The organism is Agrobacterium tumefaciens (assembly GCF_017726655.1).
Taxonomy (GTDB): Bacteria; Pseudomonadota; Alphaproteobacteria; order Rhizobiales; family Rhizobiaceae; genus Agrobacterium; species Agrobacterium tumefaciens_B.
Genome location: NZ_CP072309.1, coordinates 1351751 through 1376347 on the forward strand (window position 1 = coordinate 1351751; position 24597 = coordinate 1376347).

Sequence of the window (24597 nt, forward strand, 5' to 3'; positions counted from 1 at the left end):
GCTAAAAATGACCGCGCATGTTCTCGTGATAGACGATGATCCCGTCCAGCGCCGCCTGCTCAAAAATGCGGTGGAACGTTATGGGCACCTCGCCTTGCTCGCCGAAAACGGCAAGGCGGGGCTCGAACTGCTCAAGCAATATAGCGGCGAGATCAACGTCATCGTCCTCGACCTCATGATGCCTGAAATGGACGGGCTTGCCTTTCTGAAAGCTGTCGGCGAACTCGGAACGGATGTTCCCGTGATCGTCCAGACGGGGCAGGGCGGCATCGATACCGTTGTGCAGGCCATGCGCGCAGGCGCCTTCGATTTTGTCGTTAAACCGGTTTCGCCGGAAAGGATCGGCGCTGCCATCTCCAATGCGCTCAAGCTTGACAGGAGAGAGGCAAAGGCTCGCACGGGTAGGCGCGGACGGAGCAATGCTGTGAATTTTACCGATATCGTTTCCGCAAGCCCGGCCATGCTGAGGGTCATCGACCTGGCGCAGCGTGCCGCCCAGTCCAGCATCCCCGTGGTGCTGGAGGGCGAATCCGGCGTCGGCAAGGAAATGGTCGCGCGGGCCATCCAGTCGGCTGGCGATAGGGCAAACAAGCCATTCATCACCGTCAATTGTGGTGCCATTCCCCATAATCTGGTGGAAAGCATTCTCTTCGGTCATGAAAAGGGTGCCTTTACGGGCGCGACGGAAAAACACATCGGCAAGTTCATGGAGGCGGATGGCGGCACGCTGTTCCTTGATGAGATCGGTGATCTCCCGCTTGATGTGCAGGTAAAGCTGCTCCGCGCCGTCCAGCAGGGCGAAATCGAAACCGTCGGTTCCGCGCGGGTTCAGAAGGTGAATGTGCGGCTGATTTCCGCCACCAACAAGAACCTTATCGAAGAGGTGAAGGAAGGTCGTTTCCGTGAGGACCTCTATTACCGCCTCAACGTTTTCCCGATCACCATTCCGGCACTGCGTCGTCGCAAGGAAGACATTCCGCATCTTGCACGGGTCTTCGCCGAGCGCTTTTCGGCGGAACAGAAGTTGCCCAATCCGGTTGGACTTGATGCGAGCGCGCTAGCCCTGCTCACGGCCTATGACTGGCCGGGTAATATCCGCCAGCTGGAGAACGCCGTTTTTCGCGCCGTCGTGCTGTCGCAGGGTGGGGATCTGGCGGACTCAGATTTCCCGCAGATCGCGCTGCAACTGCCGGAATTTGCGACCGGGAATGATGCTGATGGCCTCGCGCCGTCGCCTTCCGGTGCGTCTCTGAAGCTGGCGGCCTATTCGCCGCCTCCGACGCCGGCCGCCGAGAACCACGCGGTGATCGAGGACGCCTCGGATATTTCCACCACCATCTATCGGGGTGGGAACCTGATCTCGAGCACTGACGATTCGGGCAATATCCGCAAACTGGCTGAGATCGAAGAAGAACTCATCCGTTTTGCTCTACGCTTTTATCGCGGGCAGATGAGCCAGGTTGCAAGAAAGCTCGGCATCGGCCGCTCGACACTGTACCGCAAACTGAAGGATTATGGCATCGATCCTGATGATCCGCTTCGCGACGCCGCATGAAGGGCTGAGCGACTTATTCCATCGCAGATCGTGAAATTCGTTAACTTCTGAGCAAGGATATCCGCTTACCGTCTATAAACCTCTTGTTAGTGGCTGATTCACTATATAGAGGAAGGTTGCATGTGTGTGGCAATTTTGCCATCGTGTCACCGTATTTGACGTTCATTTGAGGCAATGTGACAGAAATTGTCTTCCAGGCGGGGATCGAATTGCCATATCTGCATCGGAATAACGCGCCGTCGACAAAGATCGCGCGCGGCTTGATCAAGGATATATGCACGAAGCTGTCGGCGCGCGCTGTCACCTTTGCCTGCCTGATGCTTGCCGCAATGCCATTTGTAGGAGTTTCGGCGACGGAAGCCGCCGCCGAAACGCGCAGCCTCAAACTGTATTACATCCATACACGTGAGAAGGCGGTCATCACCTTCAAGCGCAATGGCAAGTACGACCAGAAGGGTCTGCAGGAGCTGAACCGGTTCCTGCGTGACTGGCGGCGAAATCAGCCGACGCGGATGGACCCGCGTCTCTTCGATCTCGTCTGGGAAGTCTATCGCCGCAGCGGCGCTACCGATTACATCAACGTCGTATCGGCTTTCCGCTCGCCGGAGACGAATGGTCTGCTGCGCACGCGCACCAAGGGTGTTGCGGAAAAAAGCCAGCACATGCTCGGCAAGGCCATGGACTTTTATATCCCTGGCGTCAAGCTTTCCCGCCTTCGCGAGATTGGCATGCAGATGCAGATCGGCGGCGTCGGCTTCTATCCGACCTCGGGGTCGCCTTTCGTGCACATGGATGTCGGCGGCGTTCGCGCCTGGCCACGCATGAGCCGTCAGGAACTCGTTCGCATTTTCCCGAACGGCAACACGCTGCATCTTCCGTCCGATGGAAAGCCGCTTCCCGGTTATGAGCAGGCGATGGCGGATTATAAGAAGCGCGTCAGTTCGTCTTCCATTCAGGTCGCTTCCAGTGCAGGCGCCGGCCCGGCATCTTCCGGAGGCGGTAAACGCAAGACCCTTCTGCAGGCTCTCTTTGGTGGCGGTGACGAGGATGAAGATCCCGATAGCATCGCAGCACCCGAGCCCGCCGAACGTCCGGCGGTTGCTCGCCCGGCCGCGCCGCCGCAGGCGGCTCCAGAGCCTGAACCCACGATCGCCGTTGCTTCTGCCCAGCCGCTTCCTGGCGTGAGCGAGGCACCGCTGCCGACCGCTCGTCCGGCATTCGGTAACCCGCCGCCCGGCAATACCGGGCTTGCGACCGCGCTTTATTCACCGGCCCGCAATGCCGCGCAGGATGCCCTGCAGGCGGCGACCACACCGACGCCGACATCTGCGCCGGCCGAGCGCCAGCAATTTGCTGACCTGGCTCAGGTTTCCGTGCCAGTACCCACGCTTCTCGGCCCACGCGCCATGAAGGGTGATGCGGAGGGCTCTGTCTTGACCGCTTCTGCCGACGGTGCGACACCGGCGGCATCCGGCGAACTTGCGTCGGTTCCTGTCCCGGCAAACCGTCCGGCCGTTGCAGAAGCCCTGCTGGCGGCAGCCAACGCTGACGCTGAAGGCGAGGACGATCTTGCGGAAGCAAACGAGGATACGCTGTCGCCGACGGTCGTTGCCGCTCTTGAGCAGAGCGGACAGGCTGCCCGGTCGCAGGTCCAGTCAGCAGCTGCGCCGACGGCCGCGCCCTTCCCTGCTGCCGTTAATCACAAGGTCACCGTTGCTCCTGCAGAAACGGCCAAGGCTGAACCGCAGGCTGGTTTTGGTGATGCGTTTGATCTGAAGCCGTCCCTCAATGGCGGTCTCAGCGCCGGTCTGCCCACCAAGGGTTCGCGTCCCAGCAAGCAGGATGCCGCCGTGTCCCAGCAGGCGATGGTTGGTGGCGGACGCCTGACGCAGGATTTGATCTCGGACTGGGCCCTTAACCAGAACAAGGGCACGACCGGTCGCTCGGTCAAGGCTCCACGTGTCGTCGCCAACCGCATGCTGAGCAACGACCGGTCGGCATCAGCGACGTCGGCGAGCTTCAAGCCCGGTGCCGTTGCAATCGAGTCCAGCCGCTTCAGCACACCTGTTAAGATGCACTGAGCACGTTTATCTATGGCCGAATGGCCAACAAAAAACCCGCCGGCGACGGCGGGTTTTTTGTTGCGTGACGATAGTCTGTCAGACGCCGCTCTGGCCGTCTGAGCCGATGTAGGCGATACGCACCATGTTGGTCGCACCGGGGGTGCCCAGCGGCACGCCGGCCGAAATGATGATGCGATCGCCCGGCTTGCCGAAACCCTCGGAAACAACGATGCGACAAGCGCGGTTGACCATGTCGTCGAGATCGCTGGCATCGCCGGTCACGACGCAATGCAGGCCCCAGACGACAGACAGGCGGCGGGCAGTCTGGATGATCGGCGACAGCGCGATGATCGGAACTTGCGGCCGTTCACGCGAAGCGCGCAGGCCCGTCGTGCCTGACGAGGTGTAGGTGACGATCGCGGCAAGTTTCAGCGTCTCGGCGATCTGGCGCGCGGCAAGCGAGATGGCGTCGGCGCCTGTCGGCTCCGGCTGGGCGCGCTGCGCGTAGATGATGTTGGAATAATGCGGGTCCTGTTCGACGGTGCTCGCAATCGAGGCCATGGTGGACACCGCCTCGACCGGATAGTCGCCCGATGCGGACTCGGCAGAGAGCATGATCGCATCCGCACCTTCGAAGACGGCGGTGGCGACGTCGGACACTTCAGCGCGGGTGGGCACCGGTGCCGTGATCATGGATTCCAGCATCTGCGTGGCAACGACGACCGGCTTGCCAGCGCGACGGCAGGCGCGGGTCAACTGCTTCTGAATGCCCGGAACGGCTTCCAGCGGCATTTCAACACCAAGATCGCCGCGGGCGACCATCAATGCGTCGGAAAGCTCGATGATTTCCTCGATGCGCTCGATAGCCTGGGGTTTTTCGATCTTGGACATCAGACCAACGCGACCGCGAGCGATCTTGCGAACTTCAGCCAGGTCTTCCGGACGCTGGACAAAGGAAAGCGCAACCCAGTCGACTTCGCCCGTTTCAAGAACGGCATCGAGGTCAACACGATCCTTGTCGGTGAGAACGCCAACGCCCAGCAGGGTGTCAGGCAGGCTGATACCCTTGCGATCCGAAATACGCGTGCCGGCAACCACTGTCGTCACGATGCTCTTGCCGTCGCTCTTTTCGGCGCGCAGATGCAGCTTGCCGTCATCGATCAACAGGCGATGGCCCGGCTTGACGGCTTCGAGAATTTCAGGGTGCGGCAGGAAAACGCGCGTGTTGTCGCCGGGTGCTTCATTGTTATCCAGCGTAAAGGTCTGGCCGGGAACGAGCTCTACCTTGCCTTCCGCAAATTTTCCGACGCGCAGCTTGGGACCTTGCAGGTCGGCCAGAATGCCAATGGGGCGGCCATTGCGGCTTTCGACGGAACGGATGCGCTGGATCAGCGTCCGCATCACGTCGTGGCTCGCATGGCTCATGTTGATCCGGAAAAGATCGGCGCCAGCAAGATGCAGCTTCTCGATCATTGCCTCTTCGGAAGAGGCCGGGCCGAGCGTTGCAAGAATTTTGACTTTCCGGTTGCGCTTCATCAGTTTTGATTTCCCTGTGTGCCTGGCGTATCGGAAAGCTGGACCATCCAGCTTCCCTGTCTGCCCGTGTCATATTCCTTGAAACCCATTCTCTGGAAGCTGCGGGCATAACAATCGTCCACGCCGGTGATCTTGAACTCGTTTTCCGCAACGCACATGTTGACGTCACCGGTCCAGCGGCCGCCATGGGCGGCATCTTCGGCATAGAGATAATAATAACGTGACTGCAGCTCACCCTCGATCAGCGTAGCGCATGTCGAGGAGGGGACCTGCCACCAGCCTTCGCTGACCCAGCCGTCCTTTGCACGATAGCCGATGGCGACGCCCACAAGGTTCTGCGTGCTGTTGCACACGCGGAAATCCGCATGGGCGGGCGCTGCTATCATGAGCGGGGTCAGAAACAATGCCGCTGCGCAGATAAGACGGGTGATATGCCTGATGTGGCGAGGAAGAGCGAGAGATGACTGAGTCACGGCTTCCATCCGGATTCCATGTTATAATGAACACACTTCTTGGCGTGGCCGCCCAAGAAAGTCAACGCGAGTTTAATCGATTATATTGTTCGTGGGATCGTGAGTGCGGTAAGGTAGATGGCTGTTATGCCGCCCGAACTTGCGCCCGGCCTCAAGCCATGCCATCAAGTTTCTCTCCTCAATCCTGCCCCAGAAAATCATCGATGAACGACTTCATACCCTATGAAATCATAGAAGGCGATTATGACAAAGGCATGGTTCTTCTGGCGGACCATGCCATGAACCTCCTGCCGGCACACTACGGCAATCTTGGCCTTCCGCAAACCGCTTTTCATCGCCATATCGCATTTGATATCGGCATCGAGGGGTTGACCCGCTCCCTTGCGACGCGGCTCGGGGTTCCGGCCGTGCTCGGACGGTTCTCTCGACTGCTGATCGATCCGAATCGCGGCGAGGACGACCCAACCCTCATTATGAAAATTTCCGATGGCGCGATCATTCCCGGTAACCATCCGATTTCCGACGAGGAGTGGCAGAGACGGATCGAGGTTTTTCATCGCCCCTATCACGATGCCGTGGATCGTGTGTTGACCGGTGTGGCGAAAGCGTCTGAAGAAGCGCCGCTTGTGCTGTCGCTGCACTCCTACACACCGTTCTGGAAAGAAACGCCGCGGCCGTGGCATGCAGCCGTTCTGTGGGATATCGATCACCGTGCGGTCGATCCGCTTCTGGCACATCTGCGCGCGACTGGCGACATCCTCGTGGGCGACAATGAACCCTATGACGGCGCGCTCAAGGGCGACACCATGTACCGCCATTGCATGATGAAGGGCATACCGCATGCGCTTCTTGAGGTGCGTCAGGACTTGATCGCGGACGAGCAGGGGATTGCCGAGTGGTCTGACCGGCTCGCTCCCATTTTCGCCGCAATGAACGACGATCCCGTCTTGCACGAGTATCAGCAGTTTGCCTCTCGAACCGGCCCCTATTGAACGAGGAGTTCGCCATGACGACCGAAAACGAAAACGGGCAGATTGAGTTCGAGGCGGCCGCCTTCCGACGCCTCGTCAAGCATCTCCGTGAACGCCACGACGTGCAGAACATCGACCTGATGAACCTCGCAGGCTTCTGCCGCAACTGTCTTTCCAACTGGTACCGTGAAGCCGCCGAGGAGGCTGGCGTTCCGCTCAGCAAGGATCAATCCCGCGAAATCGTCTACGGCATGCCTTACGAGGATTGGAAAGAAAAATACCAGGGCGAAGCGAGCGGCGACCAGAAAGTCGCTTTCGAGCAGAACCGGCCCAAGGAATAAGCCTTCGCTAACGGAAACGACTTGACGGAACGCCTTACAATGGGCAGTTCACAGGCCTGAATTATGCTGCCGGCTGGCAGCGACCGGCGAGGGCCTCGTCTGGTTGAAATGAACACAGCGCTCGCATGCGGGCCGCCAATAAAGGAATATACGATGGACGAAACCAGCACCACCGAAACAGTCGCCGCCGCAGAACTGCGTCAGTTCATCGAGCGTGTCGAGCGCCTCGAAGAAGAGAAAGCCGCCATTCAGGGTGATATCAAGGATGTGATGGGTGAAGCGAAGGGTCGTGGATACGATATTAAGGCAATCCGCACCATCATCCGCCTGCGCAAGAAGGACGCCAACGAGCGGATTGAGGAAGAAACGATTCTTCAGACCTATATGGCCGCGCTTGGCATGGAATGATCGGCTGAAACGACGTCAACGAAAAATCGCCGCTTTTGCGGCGATTTTTGTTTCGGCCTCAATCGAATTCACCCGCGGGTGCCCGCCAGTTTTTCGGAGAGATCGACAGCTTCCTTGCGGGCCTCCTTGTCCGCGGGATAAAGCGCCAGATACCGTTCCCATGCTTTCAGCGCCAGTTCGTCTCGCCCTGACGCTTCGAGAATATTGGCGAGGCTTGCGAGCGCAGGGAAATAGCGAGGCTCTTTTTCCAGCGTCAGGTTGATGTCCGCCATCGCCTTGCGGGTGTCGCCATCGGCGAAGTGAACCATGGCGCGGCGATAGGGCGCCTGCACATAGTCGGGATCAAGCAAAACAACCTGGTCGAGAAAATCGTAAGCGGCGGCGTTGCGCTTTTCGTCGGCAGCTTCACCTGCCCATTGCATCAGGAGATTGATCGTCGCGCTGCCAGAATCATTCCATTCGGCGGCGATCTGGTTGGCGATGCTGCGCGCCTTGACCGCATTTCGTTCTTTTTTCAGCGACGCGAAAAGCGTGTCGATGGTCTTTGCCGGAGATGGCGCCGATTCGGCAGTAGTGGCTGGTTTTCCGTCTGCCGCATGGGCAACAGCAGCCGTTGCCGCAAAGGCAAGGCTTGAGAGCAGAAAGCCCTGAGCAAGAATAACAGCGGTGCAAAAACGATTTGGGCACATGGGTTAAAGCTTAACCCGGCTGCGCCCAATATCAAATGCAAACTTCTGAACTGTCAACAAAGTGATCCACGACATCGTCGCGAACCGCAGTCGCGGTCAATCAGCCCTGACGAGCCTTGAAGCGCGGGTTCTGCTTGTTGATGATGTAGACGCGGCCCTTGCGGCGAACCAGGCGGTTATCGCGATGACGGGCCTTAAGCGCTTTAAGCGAATTCTTGATCTTCATTTTACTGGTCCGCAGTTTTGCACGGTTTGTGCCGTGCTATTCAAACAATCAAAAGCGCGCAACGGGGCGCGCTCTTTTCGGTTGGCAGGCAGATACCTGTTTGAGCCCTGCCTGTCAACACTTGCCCGTGTCTTTGCCTTAAAAGACTAGGCTTTTCCTGTGTGCAGAAGCTGCGTCACATGGCCCATCTTGCGGCCTGGCCGTGCTTCTGTCTTGCCGTAGAGATGCACGAGACAGTCTTTCTTCGACAGCCATGTCGGCACGTCGTTGATGTCGTCGCCGATCAGGTTGGTCATGATGCAGTCGGAATGGCGTTCCGTGCTGCCGGGGTGAAGGCCCGACACGGCACGAATGTGCTGCTCGAACTGGGAGATCACACAGGCCGCCTCCGTCCAGTGGCCGGTATTATGGACGCGCGGCGCCATTTCATTGGCAACCAGCGAACCGTCAGGCAGCACAAACAACTCAATGCCGATGACACCCACATAATCGAGCGCGGCAAGAAGCTTTTCCGCCGATTGAACGGCGAGAGCCTTCGCGGCGTCTGACAGTGCCGCCGGAACGGTCGACGTGTGCAGGATGCCGTTCAGATGGACGTTCTCGGCCGGATCGTAACAGGTGACGGTGCCGTCCTGGAAACGGGCGGCGATCAAAGAGATTTCCCGCTCGAAGGCTACGAAGCTTTCCAGGATCAGCGGCACGCCGCCGAGCGCCGCAAAGGCGCCTGCGGCGTCTTCGCCGCCCCGAAAAAGACGCTGCCCCTTGCCGTCGTAACCCATGCGGCGAGTCTTCAGCACGCCCTTTCCACCGAAGGCGGCCAAGGCTGCTTCCAGTTCTTCCTGGCTATCCACGGCGCGGAATTCGGCGGTGGGAATGCCGCAGTTGTTGAGGAAGCGCTTCTCTGTCAACCGATCCTGCGAGGCGCTGAGCGCTTTTGCAGGCGGGTAGACCGGCACGGAGAGGCTGAGTTTCTCAGCCGCTGTAACCGGGACATTTTCGAATTCGTAAGTGACGACATCGCAACGGCTTGCGAGTTCCGCAAGCGCTGTCGCGTCATCATATGCCGCAACGATCTGATCGTTGCAGACTTGCGCTGCCGGACAATCCGCCTGCGGCTCCAGCACGATGGTCCGGTGGTTGAGACGCGCGGCGGCCATCGCCAGCATGCGGCCAAGTTGCCCGCCGCCGATGATGCCGATGGTGAGATTGGTGGTCTTTGCCATGGCGTCTGTCGTCACTGGGCGCTGTCCATGGGATATTCCGCGACGGCGGCCGATTGGCGCGCGCGCCAGGCATCCAGCCGGTCGGCCAGATCTTCATCGCTGAGCGCAAGCACTGCTGCGGCAAGAAGTGCGGCATTGATCGCGCCAGCCTTGCCGATGGCAAGTGTGCCTACGGGGATGCCGGCAGGCATCTGTACGATGGAATAGAGGCTGTCCTGACCGGACATGGTCTTGGACTGGACCGGAACACCAAAGACAGGCAGCAGGGTCATGGCTGCGGTCATGCCCGGCAGATGGGCGGCGCCGCCCGCACCCGCGATGATGACCTTGAAGCCTTCGTCCTTCGCGCCATTGGCGAAGTCATAAAGCCGGTCGGGCGTGCGGTGGGCGGAAATGATACGGGCTTCGTATTCTATGTCGAGCGCATCCAGCGTGTCGGCGGCGTTCTTCATGGTCTCCCAGTCGGACTGGCTGCCCATGATGATGGCGACGGGGGGCGTTTCTGCTGTCACGTAATCTCTCCGGCTCAGGCGATGATATCGGGAATGACCTGGTCTTCAAGCTGGGTCATCTTGTCCTTGACCGCCAGCTTTTTCTTCTTCATGCGCTGGATTCTCAGCGCATCGCAGCTGGTCTGGATCATCGCGTTGATCGCCGCGTCGTAATCCTCATGCTCCTGGCGCAGCCGCGCCAGCGTGAGCCTGATGTCCGCCTGGTCCTGATCGGGCATCTCGTCATCCCCATTTTATGCCGCCGGATCGGCTCCGGCGTGTCTCTGATCGTAAACGAGCCTCTATCATCAAATCGCGGTAACGGGAAGTTATCCCTTGCGACCAAATTGCCCACTTATTGCCTTCATTTCGCCTTCGACAAGCGGCGCGATCCGTGTCACATTGCCGTCGTAAACCTGAAACTCCAGCGATGGAGAGCTGGAGGTAGGTTCAAAAAGGAAGGACGTGCCGCATGACCATTCAGGCTCATATTGCATCGCTCGAAAAGAAACACGGTGCTCTGGAGGAGGAGCTCGAAAGTATTCTTGCTTCCCCGTCGTCTGACGATAAAGAGATCGCGGACCTTAAACGTCGAAAACTGCGCCTGAAGGATGAACTCCAGAGGCTCAAGGCCTCAACAAGGCATTAATTTTGCCGGACCACCGATTCTCGATGAACGAAGGGTCGGTGGTCTGAGCCTTCAAGCTCTGGCAGCCCAACCGGCTTCCAGGGCTTTTTATTGCGCGGTTCAGAATGGAAGCCCGTCCCATAACAGCTTCAGCGCCGCAATCAGCGCCATGGAATACATCAGCGGGTAAAAGACCGACGGTTTCAGATATTTGACGACCCGTGCGCCGGCTAGCGTCGCCAGCATCGCAACCGGCAGCAGGCTCGCCGATGTCTTGAGGTTGGTGGCATCAAGCGCGCCGAGCGCAAAATAGGGAATGAGCTTGATTGCGTTCATGATGGCGAAGAAGCGCACGCTCATGCCGGTATAGGTCTTCGGGTCGAGCTTCAGCGGCAGCACGTAAATCTGAAAGGGCGGTCCCCCCGCATGGGCCACGAAACTGGCATAGCCGGAGAGAGAGGACCAGAGTGTGGCAGCCGCAGGTCTTTGCGGCTTGGCTGGGATTTCCTGGCCATTGCGGCTTTTGAAGCTCTCATAGAAATACCGCAGCACGAACAGGATCGTGACCGAGGCGACGACGAGGCGCATGGCGTCGGCGGATACGAGGCTCGACGTCGCCCAGCCGAGCGCGATGCCGGCGATGGCGCCGGGGAGCATGATGAGCAGCGTTTCCCGGTGGTTATGATGCCGCCAGGCCCACAGCGCCACGAGATCCATGACGATCAGGATCGGCAGGAAGATTGCCGCTGCCTGCACGGGTGAAACGGCAAGCGCCATCAAAGGCACGCCCATGAGCGCCAATGCGCCGCCAAGACCTCCTTTGGAAAGGCCGACGAGGACGACTGCGGGAATGGCGACGAGATAAAAATGAAAATCGGTCAGCATGGATGGACGGTTGATCCTTTCGCCGGTCCGGTTTATCGGATTTGTCATATGAAAACGAGTGCAGATTGCGCAGCAAGCGTCTTCTGCCTGAAATGGACGAACCGATGACCCCAGTTGAAGATCGTTGCCGCCTTGTCCTCATCGTTCCGCAAATGGACGATGCGCAAAAGCAGGCGACCGCGGTGGAGGAGGCGTTGCGGGGCGGCGACGTCGCATCCGTTATCATTCCGCAATATGGTCTGGATGACGCTGCTTTCCAGAAACGTGCCGAACTGATCGTGCCCGTCGTGCAGAAGGCCGGTGCAGCAGCGCTTATCGCCGGCGATAGCCGTGTTGCAGGCCGGGTGAAGGCGGACGGGCTGCATGTTGTTGGCAATGGCGAGGCGCTTGCGGAGGCCGTGGAAAAATTCACGCCGAAGCTGATCGTCGGCGGCGGCAATGCGGATGATCGTCACAAAGCTCTTGAGCAGGGCGAAGCCAACCCTGACTACGTGTTTTTCGGAAAGCTGGAGGGCGATATCAAGCCTGAGGCACACCCGAAAAATCTGGCGCTTGGCGAGTGGTGGGCGTCGATGATCGAAATTCCTGCCATTGTCATGGGCGGGACCGATCTGTCCTCGGCTGTTGCCGTGGCAGAAACCGGCGTGGAGTTTGTGGCGATGCGCAGCGCCGTTTTTGACAATGCCGGCGGTGCGGCCCAGGCGGTTTCCGAAATCAACGCCCTGCTTGACGAAAAAGCGCCACGGTTTGACGGTTGATACAGGCCATGATCATGCGCTCGCTTCCACGCTGCCTTTCCGTTTCGCTGCTGGCGCTCGCTTTCGGCGGGCCGGCGGGTGGCGTGTTTGCCCAGTCCGGGCCGCAGAGCGAAAGCAACGCGCTTTCCCGCCAGCTGGAAAATGAGGCGCAGCCGACCCGGCAGGGCCGGGTGCAATCCGAAGAACAGAAGGACCTGCAGCCCTCCGCGGGTGTGAATGTCTATCAGCGGATGGGCGCTGAGTTACCGGCACTGCCGCCGGAGAAGGAATTCAAGGGCCGGGTGGATGAGGCCTATGGCCATTTTCAGCGTGGCGAATATGTTCAGGCGCTCGACAAGGCGCTGACCCGCGCGCAGAGCGGCGACGCAGCGGCCCAGACACTGGTTGCCGAAATGATGTCGCGCGGCCTTGGCATCGCACGCGACGAGAAAACCGCTGCCTTCTGGTACCAGCAGGCGGCAGAGGGCGGCGACCCCGTCGCCATGTTCAAATTTGCGCTGATCCTGATGGAGGGCAAGTTCGTCACGCGCGACAAGGCAAAGGCTGACGATTACATGCGGCGGGCGGCGGAAGCCGGCAACGCCTCTGCGCAGTTCAATTGGGGCCAGATTCTGGTTTCGGAAAATCCGGGCGCCAAGGGTCTGCTGATGGCCTTGCCTTTTTATGAAAAATCCGCCGAGCAGGGGATCGCAGACGCTCAATATGCGGTATCGCAGATCTACTGGTCGGTCAAAGATGTGCCTGCGGATAAGAAAGCCAAGGCACGCGACTGGCTGATGCGCGCGGCAAAGGCTGGATATGACACTGCCCAGGTCGATCTCGGAATCTGGCTGGTCAATGGTTTCGGCGGTGAACGCAATCTGGATGAGGGCTTCCGCTGGCTTTATGGCGCGGCGCAGCGCGGCAATATCGTGGCGCAAAATAAGGTCGCGCATCTTTACGTACAGGCGCTTGGCACTCGGCCGGACCCTATCGAGGCCGCCAAATGGTACGTGCTTTCCCGCCGTGCGGGCCTGAAGGATCCGAAGCTGGAAGACTTCTATCTCGGCATCACCGACGAGCAGCAGAAAAAGGCGATTGAGGCGGCAAATCGTTTCCGCCCGAGCTGATGCTGCCGTTGCGACACAGCGTTCGGGCTTTTTACCTTGAATTTCCGCGCGTTTTGTGGTCTTGAACCGCAAACTTTCAATTCATGAAAATAATGACGTGCCGGCCCGGCGAGCTTCCGGTCGGTTCGCAAGCTTTCCAGGAAACAACATCGATGGCCCGTTCAGCCCTTCTCAATGTCATGGTTCAGGCCGCCATCAAGGCGGGTAAGTCTTTGTCGCGTGACTTCGGTGAAGTGCAGAACCTTCAGGTTTCGGTCAAGGGACCGAGCGATTTCGTCTCCCAGGCAGACCTGAAAGCTGAAAAGATCGTGCGCGAAGAGCTGATGAAGGCTCGCCCGACCTATGACTTCCTGGGTGAGGAAGGCGGCGAGGAAAAGGGCACAGACGGCGCGCATCGCTGGATCGTTGATCCGCTTGATGGCACCACTAATTTCCTGCACGGCATTCCGCATTTCGCGGTTTCCATCGCGCTGGAGCGTAACGGCGAGGTCGTCGCTGGCGTGATCTTCAACCCGGCGACCGATGAACTATACACTGCCGAGCGTGGCGGTGGCGCATTCCTTAATGATCGCCGCATCCGCGTTGCCGCGCGCAAGGCCCTGACGGATTGCGTCATTGGCTGTGGCGTGCCGCATCTCGGTCGCGGCAACCACGGCAAGTTCCTGGTGGAACTTCGCCATGTCATGGGTGAGGCTGCCGGCATCCGCCGTATGGGTGCTGCGTCGCTCGATCTCGCCTATGTCGCAGCAGGCCGCCTCGACGGTTACTGGGAGGCCGACCTCTCGCCATGGGACATGGCTGCCGGTCTGGTGCTGATTCGCGAAGCTGGCGGCTTTGCCTCCGACATCAAGGGCGGCTCTGATATCTTCGGAAGCGGCACTGTGGCTGCCGGTAATGAATATATCCACAAGGCGCTCGTTGAAGTCGCAAACCGGCCCATTCCCGGCCGTTGATTGATTTCAACGGAAACTCCTTGATTTCTTCAGGTTTGGGACGCCCGGCGGGTCATCGCCGGGCGTTTTTGGTTCGCGTTACCCGCGCCCGGCTTTTTTTCATGAAATGCCTGTGACGAAAGACGGGCTTTTCGCTTCAAATCGTCGCAATTTTCAAATAGCTTTCCGCTGGATAGGTGACCATAGGGAATGCGAACGTTATGGCGGATTCGGAGCGGCTCGATCTTGGTGTCGAGAAACCGGTGACCACACGGGAATATAGCCACAAGCTGTCCAGTCCCACGCCGTTTCTCTGGACGATGGTTCTGTTCCTGGTCCTTGTAGGCTTTCTGGCGGCCATTCTTTACAGGCAGGCACACACGGCCTTCATGACCAATCCCGGTCTTAACGGCTTCATTCTTGGCGTGCTTGTCATCGGCATCATCTTGGTTTTTACCCAGACGATGAGCCTGCGCTCCGAAGTCAGCTGGTTTAATGCCTTCCGCGCCGCCGGTAGTGTCGACAAGGTGGGCCGCGCGCCGAAACTGCTGGCGCCAATGAGCACGCTGATCGGCAAGCGCGGAGAAACCCGGCTGTCCACAGTCACGCAGCGGACGATCCTTGATTCCATTGCGACGCGACTCGATGAATCACGCGACACGTCGCGCTACCTTGTCGGCCTGCTGGTATTTCTGGGTCTGCTCGGCACCTTCTGGGGGCTGATCGGGACAATCGGCGCCATCAGCAACGTCATTCAGTCACTCGACCCGAGCGCGGGTGACAGCAATGATATTCTCGGCTCCCTCAAGGCTGGTCTCACCGCGCCCCTGTCCGGCATGGGAACCGCATTTTCCTCATCGCTGCTAGGCCTTTCCGGCTCGCTCGTTCTCGGTTTCCTTGATCTTCAGGCGGGCCGGGCTCAGAACCGATTCTACACGCAGCTCGAAAATTGGCTCTCGTCAGTAACAGATACCTCCGCTGAAGGCCCGAGGGAGTTCAAGGGTGAACCCGGCGCGGTTGTCAGCACCGAGCGTTCGCTGGCGGCCATGACCAGCCTTGCGGAAGGCATCCAGGGTCTTGTGAAGAACATGCGTAGCGAACAGCAGATGTTGCGCGACTGGATCGAGGCACAGCAAGAGGAATCGAAATCGCTCCGCCGCACGCTCGACAGGCTGTCGGCGCGGATCGATGGCGAGTCAAAATCCCCCGGACGCACCCGGCACGATAACGGGAGCGAGTAGCCATGGCGCTCGCGCGCAACCGCCGCCGCGACAGGGGCGTAGATTACTGGCCGGGTTTCGTCGATGCGCTCTCGACGCTGCTGATGGCCATCATGTTTTTGCTGACGGTCTTTGTGCTGGCGCAGTTCGTGTTGTCGCGTGAAATTACCGGCAAGGACGAGGTGTTGACCCGCCTCAACAGCCAGATAGCCGAGTTGACCGAACTTCTGGCGATGGAAAAAGGTAACAAGCAGGATGTCGAGGATGCGCTGGCGAGCCTGCAGTCCACGCTCGCAGCGTCCGAAAATGAGCGTTCGCGCCTCCAGGCGTTGCTCGATGCCGGCTCTGGCAGCAATGCGAGCGCCAACGCCCGCATTGGCAGTCTGACAGGCGAGTTGGACGAACAGCGGCAGGCCAATTCCCGCGCCTCGGCACAGATTGAATTGCTGAACCAGCAGATCGCGGCACTGAGAGCGCAGATCGCCTCGGTCGAAGCGGCGTTGCAGGCGTCGGAGGCCAAGGATGCGTCGTCTCAAGTCAAGATCGCCGATCTCGGCCGACGCCTGAACGTGGCTCTTGCCCAGCGCGTGCAGGAACTGAACCGTTATCGCTCTGACTTCTTCGGGCGTCTGCGTGAAATCCTGTCGGATCGCGAAAACATTCGCATTGTCGGCGACCGATTCGTCTTCCAGTCGGAAGTTCTTTTTCCCTCGGGGGGAATGAACTCAATCCGGAAGGGCAGGCGGAGATGGCTAAGCTCGCCACGGCGCTGCTCGATCTCTCCAAGGAAATTCCGGCCGAGATCAACTGGGTTCTGCGCGTCGATGGCCATACGGATAATGTTCAGCTGTCTGGATCGGGCCGTTACCGGGACAATTGGGAGCTTTCCTCCGCGCGTGCGACATCGGTCGTAAAATTCCTGATCTCCAGGGGTGTTCCGGCGAACCGGCTGGTTGCTGCCGGCTTTGGCGAAAATCAGCCGATCGCGGAAGGTGATTCGCCTGTAGCACGTCAGCAGAACCGCCGGATCGAACTCAAGCTGACCGAGCGCTGAATCGCGATTCCGCCATGGCGATTGCCTTCCGGCGAAACTGAACTTACGTTCGCGTAAAAGTAATTCCGTCATATCTGGGAGGGGCTGATGGAACGTTACGATGTGATCGTTGTTGGGGCGGGGCTATCCGGGCTGGTGGCGGCAACCGAGGCTGCTGAGCGCGGTTTCAGCGTTTGCGTGCTGGATCAGGAGGGCGAGCAGAACCTTGGGGGGCAGGCCTTTTGGTCGCTCGGGGGTCTGTTCTTCGTTGATAGTCCGGAGCAGCGGCAGATGCGCGTTCGCGACAGCCTCGATCTTGCGCGGCAGGACTGGTTTGGGTCGGCCGGTTTTGATCGCCCTGAGGATCATTGGCCGCGCCGTTGGGCGGAGGCCTATCTTGATTTCGCCGCCGGTGAAAAACGCGCGTGGCTGCATCGCATGGGCATGCGCTGGTTTCCCATTGTGGGTTGGGCCGAGCGCGGCGGTTCTCTGGCGGATGGTCACGGCAATTCCGTGCCGCGTTTTCATGTCACGTGGGGCACCGGTCCCGGTGTCCTGGCACCCTTCGTGAAGAAAGCGAGGACAATGGCGGCGAGCGGTCGATTGAGTATTCGCTTTCGCCATCAGGTTGATCGTCTGGAATTGACGGATGGCCGCATAACGGGCGTTTCCGGGGTCGTGCTTGTCGCTGATCCGGTTCTTCGTGGCCAAAAAAGCAGCCGCAATACTGAGGGAGATTTCCGCCTTTCTGCCGCTGCAGTCATCGTCAGTTCTGGTGGCATCGGCGGCAATCAGGAACTGGTACGACGCAATTGGCCGGTCGAGCGGCTTTGCAGTCCACCCGAAGAGATGGTGTGCGGTGTGCCTGCACATGTGGATGGCCGCATGATCGGTATCACCGAGCTCGCGGGCGGCGCCGTCATCAATCGGGATCGCATGTGGCACTATACCGAGGGCGTGAAAAATCATCATCCGATCTGGCCGAACCACGGCATCCGAATTCTCCCCGGGCCATCGTCCTTCTGGTGCGATGCGGATGGCAACCGGCTTGATGCTCCCGCCATGCCGGGCTTCGATACGCTTGGCACGCTGAAGATGCTGGGACAGCGTGGCAGCAGCCACAGCTGGTTCATTTTGACCAAGGCGATCATCAAGAAGGAATTCGCGCTCTCAGGCTCCGAGCAAAATCCTGATCTGACGGGCAAGGATGTGCGGCTGCTGCTGAAGCGGTTGGGCAAGGAACCGCCGGGTCCGGTGCGGGCGTTCATGGAGCGGGGCGAAGACTTTGTCGTTCGCGACACGCTGGAAGAGCTGGTGGCGGGAATGAATGCCATCGGCGGCAATAGGCTCGACACTGATCACATCCGCCGACAGATTGAAGCCCGTGACCGGCAGATCGAAAACGGCTTCGGCAAGGACGCGCAGGTGACGGCGATCCATGGTGCCCGACGTTACCTCGGTGACCGCCTGATGCGAACGGCCAAGCCGCACCGGCTGCTCGACCCGGCCATGGGCCCGCTGATCGCCGTGCGACTGCATGTGCTGACGCGCAAGACGCTTGGTGGGCTGCACACCGACCTCGAAGCGCGGGTGCTGGATGTTGTGGGCCAGCCGGTGCCGGGTCTCTATGCCGCCGGCGAAGCGGCAGGTTTCGGCGGCGGCGGCATGCATGGCTACAATGCGCTGGAAGGCACATTCCTTGGCGGCTGCCTGTTTTCGGGCCGCGTTGCGGGGCGCAGCGTCATGTGTTGAGGTTACGCCTGCGCGCGCAGATCCTCAGGCCCGGTCTGGAATTGCAGCTTGGCAAGCCGCGCATAAAGGCCGTTCTGGCGAATGAGGCTCTGATGCGTGCCTTCCTCAATGATACGGCCTTCGTCCATCACCAGAATGCGGTCGGCCTTCAGCACGGTGGCGAGGCGATGGGCGATGACGATGGTGGTGCGGGTCTTCATCAGCTCATCAAGCGCCTTCTGTACCAGCGTTTCGCTCTCCGCATCGAGTGCCGAGGTGGCCTCGTCCAGAAGCAGGATCGGCGCATTGCGCAGGATGGCACGGGCTATGGCGATACGCTGGCGCTGGCCGCCGGAAAGGGTCACGCCACGTTCGCCGACCTGGGTATCATATCCGTCGGTCATGCGTTCGATGAAGCTGTCGGCCTGTGCGGCAATCGCGGCGGCCCGTACTTCGTCACGGGTCGCGTCAGGTCTTCCAAAGGCGATATTGTCGTGGATGGATGAGGCGAAGATCGCCACATCCTGGGGCACGATAGAAAGACGCGCGCGCAGATCGGCAAGGATGACATCACGGATGTCGATGCCATCAACGGTGATACGACCGTGCTGCGGATCGTAGAAGCGCATCAATAGGGAAAATACGGTGCTTTTGCCTGCGCCTGATGGCCCGACGATCGCAACGGTTTCGCCGGTGCTGACCTTGAAGGAAAGGCCGGAGACGATTGGCCGTCCGGTTGCGAGCGGATAGCTGAAATCGACATTTTCGAATTGTGCCTCCCCGCGTGGCGGCTGCGGCATGGTGAGGGGTGCCGCAGGCTCGGCGACTGGCGAGCGCTCAGTCAGCAGTTCGGAAAGGCGTTCGGCTGCACCTCCCGCCTGTGCCAGTTCCCCCCAGACCTCTGACAGCTGACCAAGACCGCTGGCGGCGATAACCGAATAAAGGACGAACTGCCCGAGGGTGCCCGCGGTCATGCTTCCTGAGAGGACGCTCTGCGCGCCGTACCAGAGAATACCAACCACGCTGCCAAAGACGAGTGTAATGGCGACCGCGGTGAGAATCGAACGCGCGCCGATCGCAGCGCGAGCGCCCTTGTAGGCGGCTTCCACGGAGGCGCCGTAACGGGCATTTGCCAGTGCCTCGGCGTTGAAGGATTGCACGGTCCGGCTTGCTGCAATCGTTTCGGACGCATAGGCGGCGGAATTCGCCAACGTATCCTGCGTCGTGCGCGAGCGGGCGCGGACCGATCGTCCGAAGGCGATCAGCGGAAAAACAATGAAGGGGATGGCAAGGAGCGCAAGCCCGGAGAGACCGGGGCTGGTATAGATCATCATCACCACAGCACCACTGCACATGATGATGTTGCGAAGGGCAACGGATGCCGACGAGCCGAACGCCGATCGAATCTGCACCGTGTCTGCCGTCAACCGCGACGTGAGCTCACCGGACCTGTTGGCATCGAAGAACTGCTGCGAGAGGGTTGTGAGATGCGCAAAGACATCATGACGAAGATCGGCAACGACCCTCTCACCAATCGTCATGACGTAGTAGTAGCGCATGGCGCTGGCGAGCGCGAGGATGACGGCGATTGCCAGGAGCATGGCGAAATAGCTGTTGATCATGCCGCCATCGGGTGTCTGGAAACCGTGATCGATAATTCGTCGTACGGCGAGCGGCAGGGCCAGGGTCGTCGCGGAGGACAGCACAAGCGCAAAAAGCGCTGCAGCCACCAGCCCGCGATACCGCCTGAGGTAGGGAAAGAGGCTGAGAAGCGGCTTCAGGCTTCTTTGTTTTGCCGCTTTCTGCGCTTCAATGTCTGCCACGCTGTGTGCTCCTCATTACGCCTTTCGCGCGTCATATTGGACGGGTTTTTCCCTCCGGGGTTAAAAATCCTGTCCCTGCGGCCATCTCCCTTCACAAGGGGATAGCAGGCTCTTGTTATCTCGGCGACCTTCATGTATAGGCTCCGCATCAAATTGGGAAGCCATAGCCCATCTGGACTATGGCTTCATTTATTGAATTGGCTCAGTTGACGCAATTGCGGCAAATGGACCGCACGTCACTTAACCAGGAAGATTGTCATGAAGGCTGATATCCATCCCGATTATCACACGATCAAGGTGGTCATGACCGATGGCACCGAATACGAAACCCGCTCTACCTGGGGTTCGGAAGGCGCCGTCATGAACCTTGAAATCGACCCCAAGTCCCATCCGGCATGGACGGGCGGCAACCAGCAGCTTATGGACCGCGGTGGTCGCGTTTCCAAGTTTAACAAGCGTTTCGGCGGCCTCGGCCTCTGATCCCTTGCGAACAGATCGTTTGAAAAAGCCCGGTTTAACCGGGCTTTTTTGTTGCCGGAATCCGGACATTTCGATCAGAAAAGACCTGAAAACAAAAAAAGCAGGTCTGGAGAGACCTGCTTTTCAAAGCATCTGGGTAATGTCGATTTATCAGTTGATCGTGAAAGCCGTGCGTAGAAGGTTGAGCTGTGCCTGGACGCTGTTCTCGTTGTCCGGCACCTTGGCGGCTTCGGACGGGCGATAGATTTCGCGGTCAAGCAGGGCAACCCGGTTCTGCAGGCGCAGCGAACGCTCGATCAGATCACGGAAGGATTCCGGCAGGTCGTTCCAGCCTGGCGCATTCCGGTCAACATTGAAGCTGTCGAGGCGTACCTTGTTCTTTTCACTCAGAACCTGGTCGCGCGTCATTTCGCCATTGTTGACGGCGCGCTGCAGAAGAAGCCACGATGCCATCTGCATCAGTCGCGTTGTAAGACGCATCGATTCTGCAGCATAAAGAACTGACGCCATACGTGGCAGAACCTTGGAAGCGGTGCGGCCTGCACCGTCGAGATAGCTGGCCGTTTCCTCGACCAAGGTCATGCCTTCGGTATAGAGGGTCTTGAACTGGTTGGAAGCAGCCGCGCGACCCGCAAAGCTAATGGTATTTAAAACCTGTTCTGACATTTCTTTAAATCCCTGCTCACGCACCACACTGTCAGGCAACGACGATCCGGATATTTTGTTCCGGCCTTTAGTGTTTTCAGGATCGTATCTTTACCTGAAATGCGCAAGGCAATTATTAAAGAAGGGTTAATACCCACAGTTTTACCAAATAGGATGCACGGCAAAAAAAGAGCCGCGAAAGCGGCTCTCAAGGTAAAACAGGGAGAAAAATCAGACCAATTCGCCGTATGGAGAAGATGCCTGAGGTCCAGAAGAACTGGACATGTATAGTAATCTCTCAGAAAGCTTAATTTTTGGTTAATGGTAAACGAAAGACTGCACCGGAATCACTGGTCTGATTAATCTTGATCTCGTAGAAATCCAACTTGAGCTTCCTGCTGGCGAAGTTGCAGACGACTCGTCACGAGCGAAACAGGTTCTCCGCCGCCTCCCTGCCGGCAGACTTCTTCTTTTTCTCGTCTTCGAGTCGGGCAATCTCCGCCTGCAGAATTTCGATGCGATTGCTCAATTCATCCACCGATAGAAGGCTGAGATCGCTGCCGATCTCGTGTGCTCGCGGCTTCTGCGGACGATCATCATCAAAGAGGCTCATATGCCTGCTCCTTTTTCAACATAGCCGTCCCCTTCCTCAGGATATTGCGGTGCGCGGGGATCGAGCGCAATACTTTCCGGCGTCACCAGCGGCGAGGGTGTTGTCGGCATCATCGTTGAGAAATTGTCTTTTTCGTCGGTCGAAAGAGCGGCACGTCTGCGGCTTCTGATGATGGCGTAGGCGGTGATCAAGACGTGAGCGAGGGCGGTGACAAAGAAGAGGGCGTAGGGTCCGGAATAGGTCATGACCGCACCGCCGAGCGTCGGCCCGATGATTGTGCCAATGCCGTAAAGCAGAAGCAGGCCGCCCGACACCTTAACGAAATCCTGTGACGCCGCAAAGTCATTGGCATGGGCGACGGCAATGGGATAGAGCGCATTTGCTGCAGCGCCATAAATGGCAATCATCGGGATGAGCACATAAACGTTGTGCGGTTGGACCGCCGCAACGGAGAGACCGGCAACCGCGCCGAGACCGGCGAGGCCCGCCAGGACATAACGCCGGTCAATCCTGTCGGAAAGGCGTCCGGCCGGAAATTGTGCGAGCGCGCCGACGAAGATCGTGACCGAAACCATGATGGCGATCATGGTCGGATCGAGACCGGCCCTGGCGCCGAAGACGGCGCCCAGCGTGCCGTACGCACCGTTGGCGATGCCGATCATCAGGATGCCGACGAAGGAGACGGGTGAGTTGCGGTAAAGAGCGGGCAGATCCAGCTTGACCTTTTGCAACGGCTGGGGGCTGGCGGCCTTCGAGAGTGTCGCCGGCAAGATGGCGATGCAATAGATGATGCCGCATATCATGAACAGCGACGTATTGCTGACATCGCCCATCGGCACGATCATCTGACCCGCGACGACGCCGAGCAGGGTGATGGCAATGTAAAGCGAAAAGATCATGCCGCGGCTCTCATTGGTCGCGCGTTCGTTCAGCCAACTCTCAATGATCATGGAGGTGCCGGCGGTGCAGAAGCCGGTAAGCGCGCGCAACGTGATCCACCAGATGTCATCGACGATCAGGCCGGTCATCAGGACTGTCAGGCACACCAGTGCGACAAAAGAGGCGAACGCCCGAACATGTCCCGCGCGGCGAACGATGGCCGGGGCGACGAAGCAACCGATGACAAAGCCCGCCGCCCAGGACGTGCCGAGGAAACCGAGGATTTCGTTGGAATAACCCTCCGCCGAACCGCGCACCGGCAGGATGAGACCCTGAAGGCCGTTACCGAGAAAAAGAAACAGAGTGCTGGATAAAAGAGCGAATACAGGTAGAAGATTTCTGCTCATAAAGTCACTCTCATGCGTTCGTACGGACAGCCGACAAGCCAATCAACCGGGGTCACCCGAATGAGTTGCACTCTTCTGGTGAACGGTAAAAATGTCCAGCCTGTGACGATGCAGAAATAAAGAAAAGGCTCAATAAATGACGAAGGCGATCGGCCTTTTTTTACTGCTGGCCATGCTGGTTCAGATCATTCGGCCTCTGGGCCTGCCGGGCCTCAAGAAAAGGGGTGATTGCTGGAAGATTGCGGTTGCCGCTTTTGTCATCTGGTCGGCGACGCTACTCTTGCGGCCCTAGGCCTTCATTAACGCCATATCGCTCTAAAGAAAAAGCCGCCCCGGGAGGCGGCTTCTTTTATGGTATGTCTGCGGCGGAAGCCTCAGGCTGCCTTTTCGAGTTCCTGTTTCCAGCTGCCCTTGGCGGCGAGGCTGTTCATGGCGGCGCGATGCGTGAAGGCACGCTGGCCGGCAGCGACGTTCTCCTGCTTGCCGCCCCACGTCTTGAGAGCGGTATCCTGAAGGGCGCGGCCATATGAATAGGTGAGCGACCACGGCAGGTCGTAACCGGAATTCATGGCGGAGAGGTGCGCCGTCGCTTCTTCCGATGATTGGCCGCCGGAAAGGAAGGCAATGCCCGGAACGGCTGACGGCACGGTTGCTTTCAGCACCTTGACGGTTTTTTCCGCCACTTCTTCAACCGAAGCCTTGCGGGCCTTTTTGCCGTCGATGATCATGTTCGGCTTCAGGATCATGCCTTCAAGGTTGACGCGGGCGTCGAACAGGTCTGCAAAGACGGTCTGGAGAACCCATTGCGTGACTTCTGCACAGCGGTCGATGTCATGCGTGCCCGGTTCGCCATCCATCAGCACTTCAGGCTCCACGATCGGAACGATATCCGCCTGCTGGCAGAGCGCGGCATAACGGGCGAGAGACTGGGAGTTGGCCTTAATCGAACCCCAGCTCGGACGCTGCTCTCCGATGGTGATGACGCCGCGCCACTTGGCGAAACGCGCGCCGGCTTCGTGATACTTGCGCAGGCGCTCGTAAAGACCATCGAGGCCTTCTGTAATGAATTCATACGGGTGGAAGGCCATCGGCTTGGCGCCGATATCCACCTTGATGCCCGGCAGGCTGCCCGCGGCCTTGATGATGTCAACGAACGGCGTGCCGTCGGCGGCCTTCTGGAACAGGGTCTCTTCGTAAAGGATAACGCCGGAGATGTATTTCTTCATGGCGTCTTCGGAGCGGAACAGCATCTCGCGATAGTCGCGGCGCGAGGTTTCAGTCGATTCCAGGTTGATGCTGTCGAAACGCTTCTTGATCGTTCCCGTGGATTCGTCGGCGGCGAGCAGGCCTTTGCCGTCGGCGACCATTTTGATTGCGATGTCTTCGAGACGTTCGGTCATTTGCTATTCTCCCAAGGCACAATAAATTCCCGATAACAGAAGTTCCAGGGCAGGGAAATGGCACGCTAACTCATTGAA

The 24597-nt window shown here is 59.0% G+C and carries 25 protein-coding genes and 1 pseudogene; 13 read left to right on the top strand and 13 right to left on the bottom strand.

The window, feature by feature from the left end:
* The first annotated feature begins 7 nt into the window (after nucleotides 1–7).
* Both AT6N2_RS20445 and AT6N2_RS20450 read left to right on the top strand, forming a co-directional pair.
* Entirely contained in the window at nucleotides 8–1555 is a 1548-nt protein-coding gene (locus AT6N2_RS20445; protein ID WP_209091092.1) for a sigma-54-dependent transcriptional regulator, read from the top strand.
* A gap of 176 nt (nucleotides 1556–1731) precedes the next feature.
* Nucleotides 1732–3636, top strand: a complete 1905-nt coding sequence (locus AT6N2_RS20450; protein WP_209091094.1) for a DUF882 domain-containing protein — start codon at nucleotides 1732–1734, stop codon at nucleotides 3634–3636.
* A 78-nt stretch (nucleotides 3637–3714) separates the two neighbouring features.
* On the opposite strand, the gene pyk is transcribed toward AT6N2_RS20450, so the two are convergent.
* Together pyk and AT6N2_RS20460 are read right to left on the bottom strand one after the other, a co-directional pair.
* A complete protein-coding gene (gene pyk, locus AT6N2_RS20455) occupies nucleotides 3715–5154 on the bottom strand; it encodes a pyruvate kinase (protein WP_209091096.1) in 1440 nt (479 codons plus the stop codon).
* Complete coding sequence (locus tag AT6N2_RS20460; protein WP_063950352.1) at nucleotides 5154–5636, bottom strand: DUF1036 domain-containing protein; 483 nt, start codon at nucleotides 5634–5636, stop codon at nucleotides 5154–5156. Before AT6N2_RS20460 ends, pyk begins: the two co-directional genes overlap by 1 nt.
* Before the next feature lie 194 nt (nucleotides 5637–5830).
* Here AT6N2_RS20460 and AT6N2_RS20465 point away from each other — a divergent pair, with 194 nt between their 5' ends.
* From AT6N2_RS20465 to AT6N2_RS20475, 3 genes are all read left to right on the top strand, one after another.
* The gene (locus AT6N2_RS20465) at nucleotides 5831–6619 is read left to right on the top strand and encodes an N-formylglutamate amidohydrolase (protein ID WP_209091097.1); all 789 of its coding nucleotides are present in this window, start codon (nucleotides 5831–5833) and stop codon (nucleotides 6617–6619) included.
* A 14-nt stretch (nucleotides 6620–6633) separates the two neighbouring features.
* Nucleotides 6634–6939, top strand: coding sequence for a DUF1244 domain-containing protein (locus AT6N2_RS20470; RefSeq protein WP_209091099.1), 306 nt, complete (start codon nucleotides 6634–6636; stop codon nucleotides 6937–6939).
* 153 nt (nucleotides 6940–7092) lie between these two features.
* The gene (locus AT6N2_RS20475; RefSeq protein ID WP_209091100.1) at nucleotides 7093–7347 is read left to right on the top strand and encodes a DUF2312 domain-containing protein; all 255 of its coding nucleotides are present in this window, start codon (nucleotides 7093–7095) and stop codon (nucleotides 7345–7347) included.
* A 68-nt stretch (nucleotides 7348–7415) separates the two neighbouring features.
* Here the strand turns inward: AT6N2_RS20475 and AT6N2_RS20480 are convergent, their stop codons facing one another.
* The 5 genes from AT6N2_RS20480 to AT6N2_RS20500 all read right to left on the bottom strand — a co-directional run bounded on the left by AT6N2_RS20480 (nucleotide 7416) and on the right by AT6N2_RS20500 (nucleotide 10215).
* Nucleotides 7416–8036, bottom strand: a complete 621-nt coding sequence (locus AT6N2_RS20480) for a tetratricopeptide repeat protein (RefSeq protein ID WP_209091102.1) — start codon at nucleotides 8034–8036, stop codon at nucleotides 7416–7418.
* A gap of 100 nt (nucleotides 8037–8136) precedes the next feature.
* Nucleotides 8137–8262 carry a type B 50S ribosomal protein L36 gene (gene ykgO, locus AT6N2_RS20485; RefSeq protein ID WP_003497670.1) on the bottom strand — a complete coding sequence of 42 codons (126 nt, stop codon included), beginning with the start codon at nucleotides 8260–8262 and terminating at the stop codon, nucleotides 8137–8139.
* 146 nt (nucleotides 8263–8408) lie between these two features.
* Nucleotides 8409–9485, bottom strand: coding sequence for a 5-(carboxyamino)imidazole ribonucleotide synthase (locus tag AT6N2_RS20490; RefSeq protein WP_209091936.1), 1077 nt, complete (start codon nucleotides 9483–9485; stop codon nucleotides 8409–8411).
* Nucleotides 9486–9496: 11 nt separating this feature from the next.
* Entirely contained in the window at nucleotides 9497–9964 is a 468-nt protein-coding gene (purE, locus tag AT6N2_RS20495; RefSeq protein WP_209091938.1) for a 5-(carboxyamino)imidazole ribonucleotide mutase, read from the bottom strand.
* Nucleotides 9965–10011: 47 nt separating this feature from the next.
* Entirely contained in the window at nucleotides 10012–10215 is a 204-nt protein-coding gene (locus AT6N2_RS20500; protein WP_003497661.1) for a YdcH family protein, read from the bottom strand.
* A gap of 233 nt (nucleotides 10216–10448) precedes the next feature.
* On the opposite strand from AT6N2_RS20500, the gene AT6N2_RS20505 reads away from it, so the two are divergent.
* Nucleotides 10449–10625 (top strand): YdcH family protein, encoded by a 177-nt coding sequence (locus AT6N2_RS20505; protein WP_006314700.1) that lies wholly within the window; start codon nucleotides 10449–10451, stop codon nucleotides 10623–10625.
* Nucleotides 10626–10724: 99 nt separating this feature from the next.
* On the opposite strand, the gene AT6N2_RS20510 is transcribed toward AT6N2_RS20505, so the two are convergent.
* Nucleotides 10725–11489, bottom strand: a complete 765-nt coding sequence (locus AT6N2_RS20510) for a sulfite exporter TauE/SafE family protein (RefSeq protein WP_209091104.1) — start codon at nucleotides 11487–11489, stop codon at nucleotides 10725–10727.
* A gap of 104 nt (nucleotides 11490–11593) precedes the next feature.
* On the opposite strand from AT6N2_RS20510, the gene AT6N2_RS20515 reads away from it, so the two are divergent.
* The 6 genes and pseudogenes from AT6N2_RS20515 (at nucleotide 11594) to AT6N2_RS20540 (ending at nucleotide 18293) form a co-directional block, all read left to right on the top strand.
* Nucleotides 11594–12247 carry a thiamine phosphate synthase gene (locus tag AT6N2_RS20515; RefSeq protein WP_209091106.1) on the top strand — a complete coding sequence of 218 codons (654 nt, stop codon included), beginning with the start codon at nucleotides 11594–11596 and terminating at the stop codon, nucleotides 12245–12247.
* An 8-nt stretch (nucleotides 12248–12255) separates the two neighbouring features.
* The gene (locus AT6N2_RS20520) at nucleotides 12256–13356 is read left to right on the top strand and encodes a tetratricopeptide repeat protein (RefSeq protein ID WP_186376770.1); all 1101 of its coding nucleotides are present in this window, start codon (nucleotides 12256–12258) and stop codon (nucleotides 13354–13356) included.
* 152 nt (nucleotides 13357–13508) lie between these two features.
* Nucleotides 13509–14309, top strand: a complete 801-nt coding sequence (locus tag AT6N2_RS20525) for an inositol monophosphatase family protein (RefSeq protein ID WP_209091108.1) — start codon at nucleotides 13509–13511, stop codon at nucleotides 14307–14309.
* 200 nt (nucleotides 14310–14509) lie between these two features.
* On the top strand, nucleotides 14510–15529 hold the full coding sequence (locus tag AT6N2_RS20530; RefSeq protein WP_209091110.1) for a flagellar motor protein MotA: 1020 nt from the start codon (nucleotides 14510–14512) through the stop codon (nucleotides 15527–15529).
* Between the two features lie 2 nt (nucleotides 15530–15531).
* Nucleotides 15532–16562, top strand: a pseudogene (locus AT6N2_RS20535) (peptidoglycan -binding protein).
* Nucleotides 16563–16649: 87 nt separating this feature from the next.
* Nucleotides 16650–18293 (top strand): FAD-binding dehydrogenase, encoded by a 1644-nt coding sequence (locus AT6N2_RS20540; protein ID WP_209091112.1) that lies wholly within the window; start codon nucleotides 16650–16652, stop codon nucleotides 18291–18293.
* Between the two features lie 2 nt (nucleotides 18294–18295).
* Here AT6N2_RS20540 and AT6N2_RS20545 read toward each other — a convergent pair whose 3' ends face one another.
* Nucleotides 18296–20095 carry an ABC transporter transmembrane domain-containing protein gene (locus AT6N2_RS20545; RefSeq protein WP_209091115.1) on the bottom strand — a complete coding sequence of 600 codons (1800 nt, stop codon included), beginning with the start codon at nucleotides 20093–20095 and terminating at the stop codon, nucleotides 18296–18298.
* A gap of 258 nt (nucleotides 20096–20353) precedes the next feature.
* Here AT6N2_RS20545 and rpmE point away from each other — a divergent pair, with 258 nt between their 5' ends.
* A complete protein-coding gene (gene rpmE / locus AT6N2_RS20550; protein ID WP_003497640.1) occupies nucleotides 20354–20575 on the top strand; it encodes a 50S ribosomal protein L31 in 222 nt (73 codons plus the stop codon).
* A 150-nt stretch (nucleotides 20576–20725) separates the two neighbouring features.
* Here rpmE and AT6N2_RS20555 read toward each other — a convergent pair whose 3' ends face one another.
* The 4 genes from AT6N2_RS20555 to AT6N2_RS20570 all read right to left on the bottom strand — a co-directional run bounded on the left by AT6N2_RS20555 (nucleotide 20726) and on the right by AT6N2_RS20570 (nucleotide 24519).
* A complete protein-coding gene (locus AT6N2_RS20555) occupies nucleotides 20726–21241 on the bottom strand; it encodes a DUF1465 family protein (RefSeq protein WP_063950363.1) in 516 nt (171 codons plus the stop codon).
* 400 nt (nucleotides 21242–21641) lie between these two features.
* Complete coding sequence (locus tag AT6N2_RS20560; RefSeq protein WP_063950364.1) at nucleotides 21642–21833, bottom strand: DUF1192 domain-containing protein; 192 nt, start codon at nucleotides 21831–21833, stop codon at nucleotides 21642–21644.
* Entirely contained in the window at nucleotides 21830–23119 is a 1290-nt protein-coding gene (locus AT6N2_RS20565; protein WP_063950365.1) for an MFS transporter, read from the bottom strand. The genes AT6N2_RS20560 and AT6N2_RS20565 overlap by 4 nt, the downstream gene beginning before the upstream one ends.
* Before the next feature lie 374 nt (nucleotides 23120–23493).
* Nucleotides 23494–24519: a class I fructose-bisphosphate aldolase gene (locus AT6N2_RS20570; RefSeq protein ID WP_209091117.1), complete on the bottom strand. Its 1026-nt coding sequence runs from the start codon at nucleotides 24517–24519 to the stop codon at nucleotides 23494–23496.
* Between the last annotated feature and the right edge of the window lie 78 nt (nucleotides 24520–24597).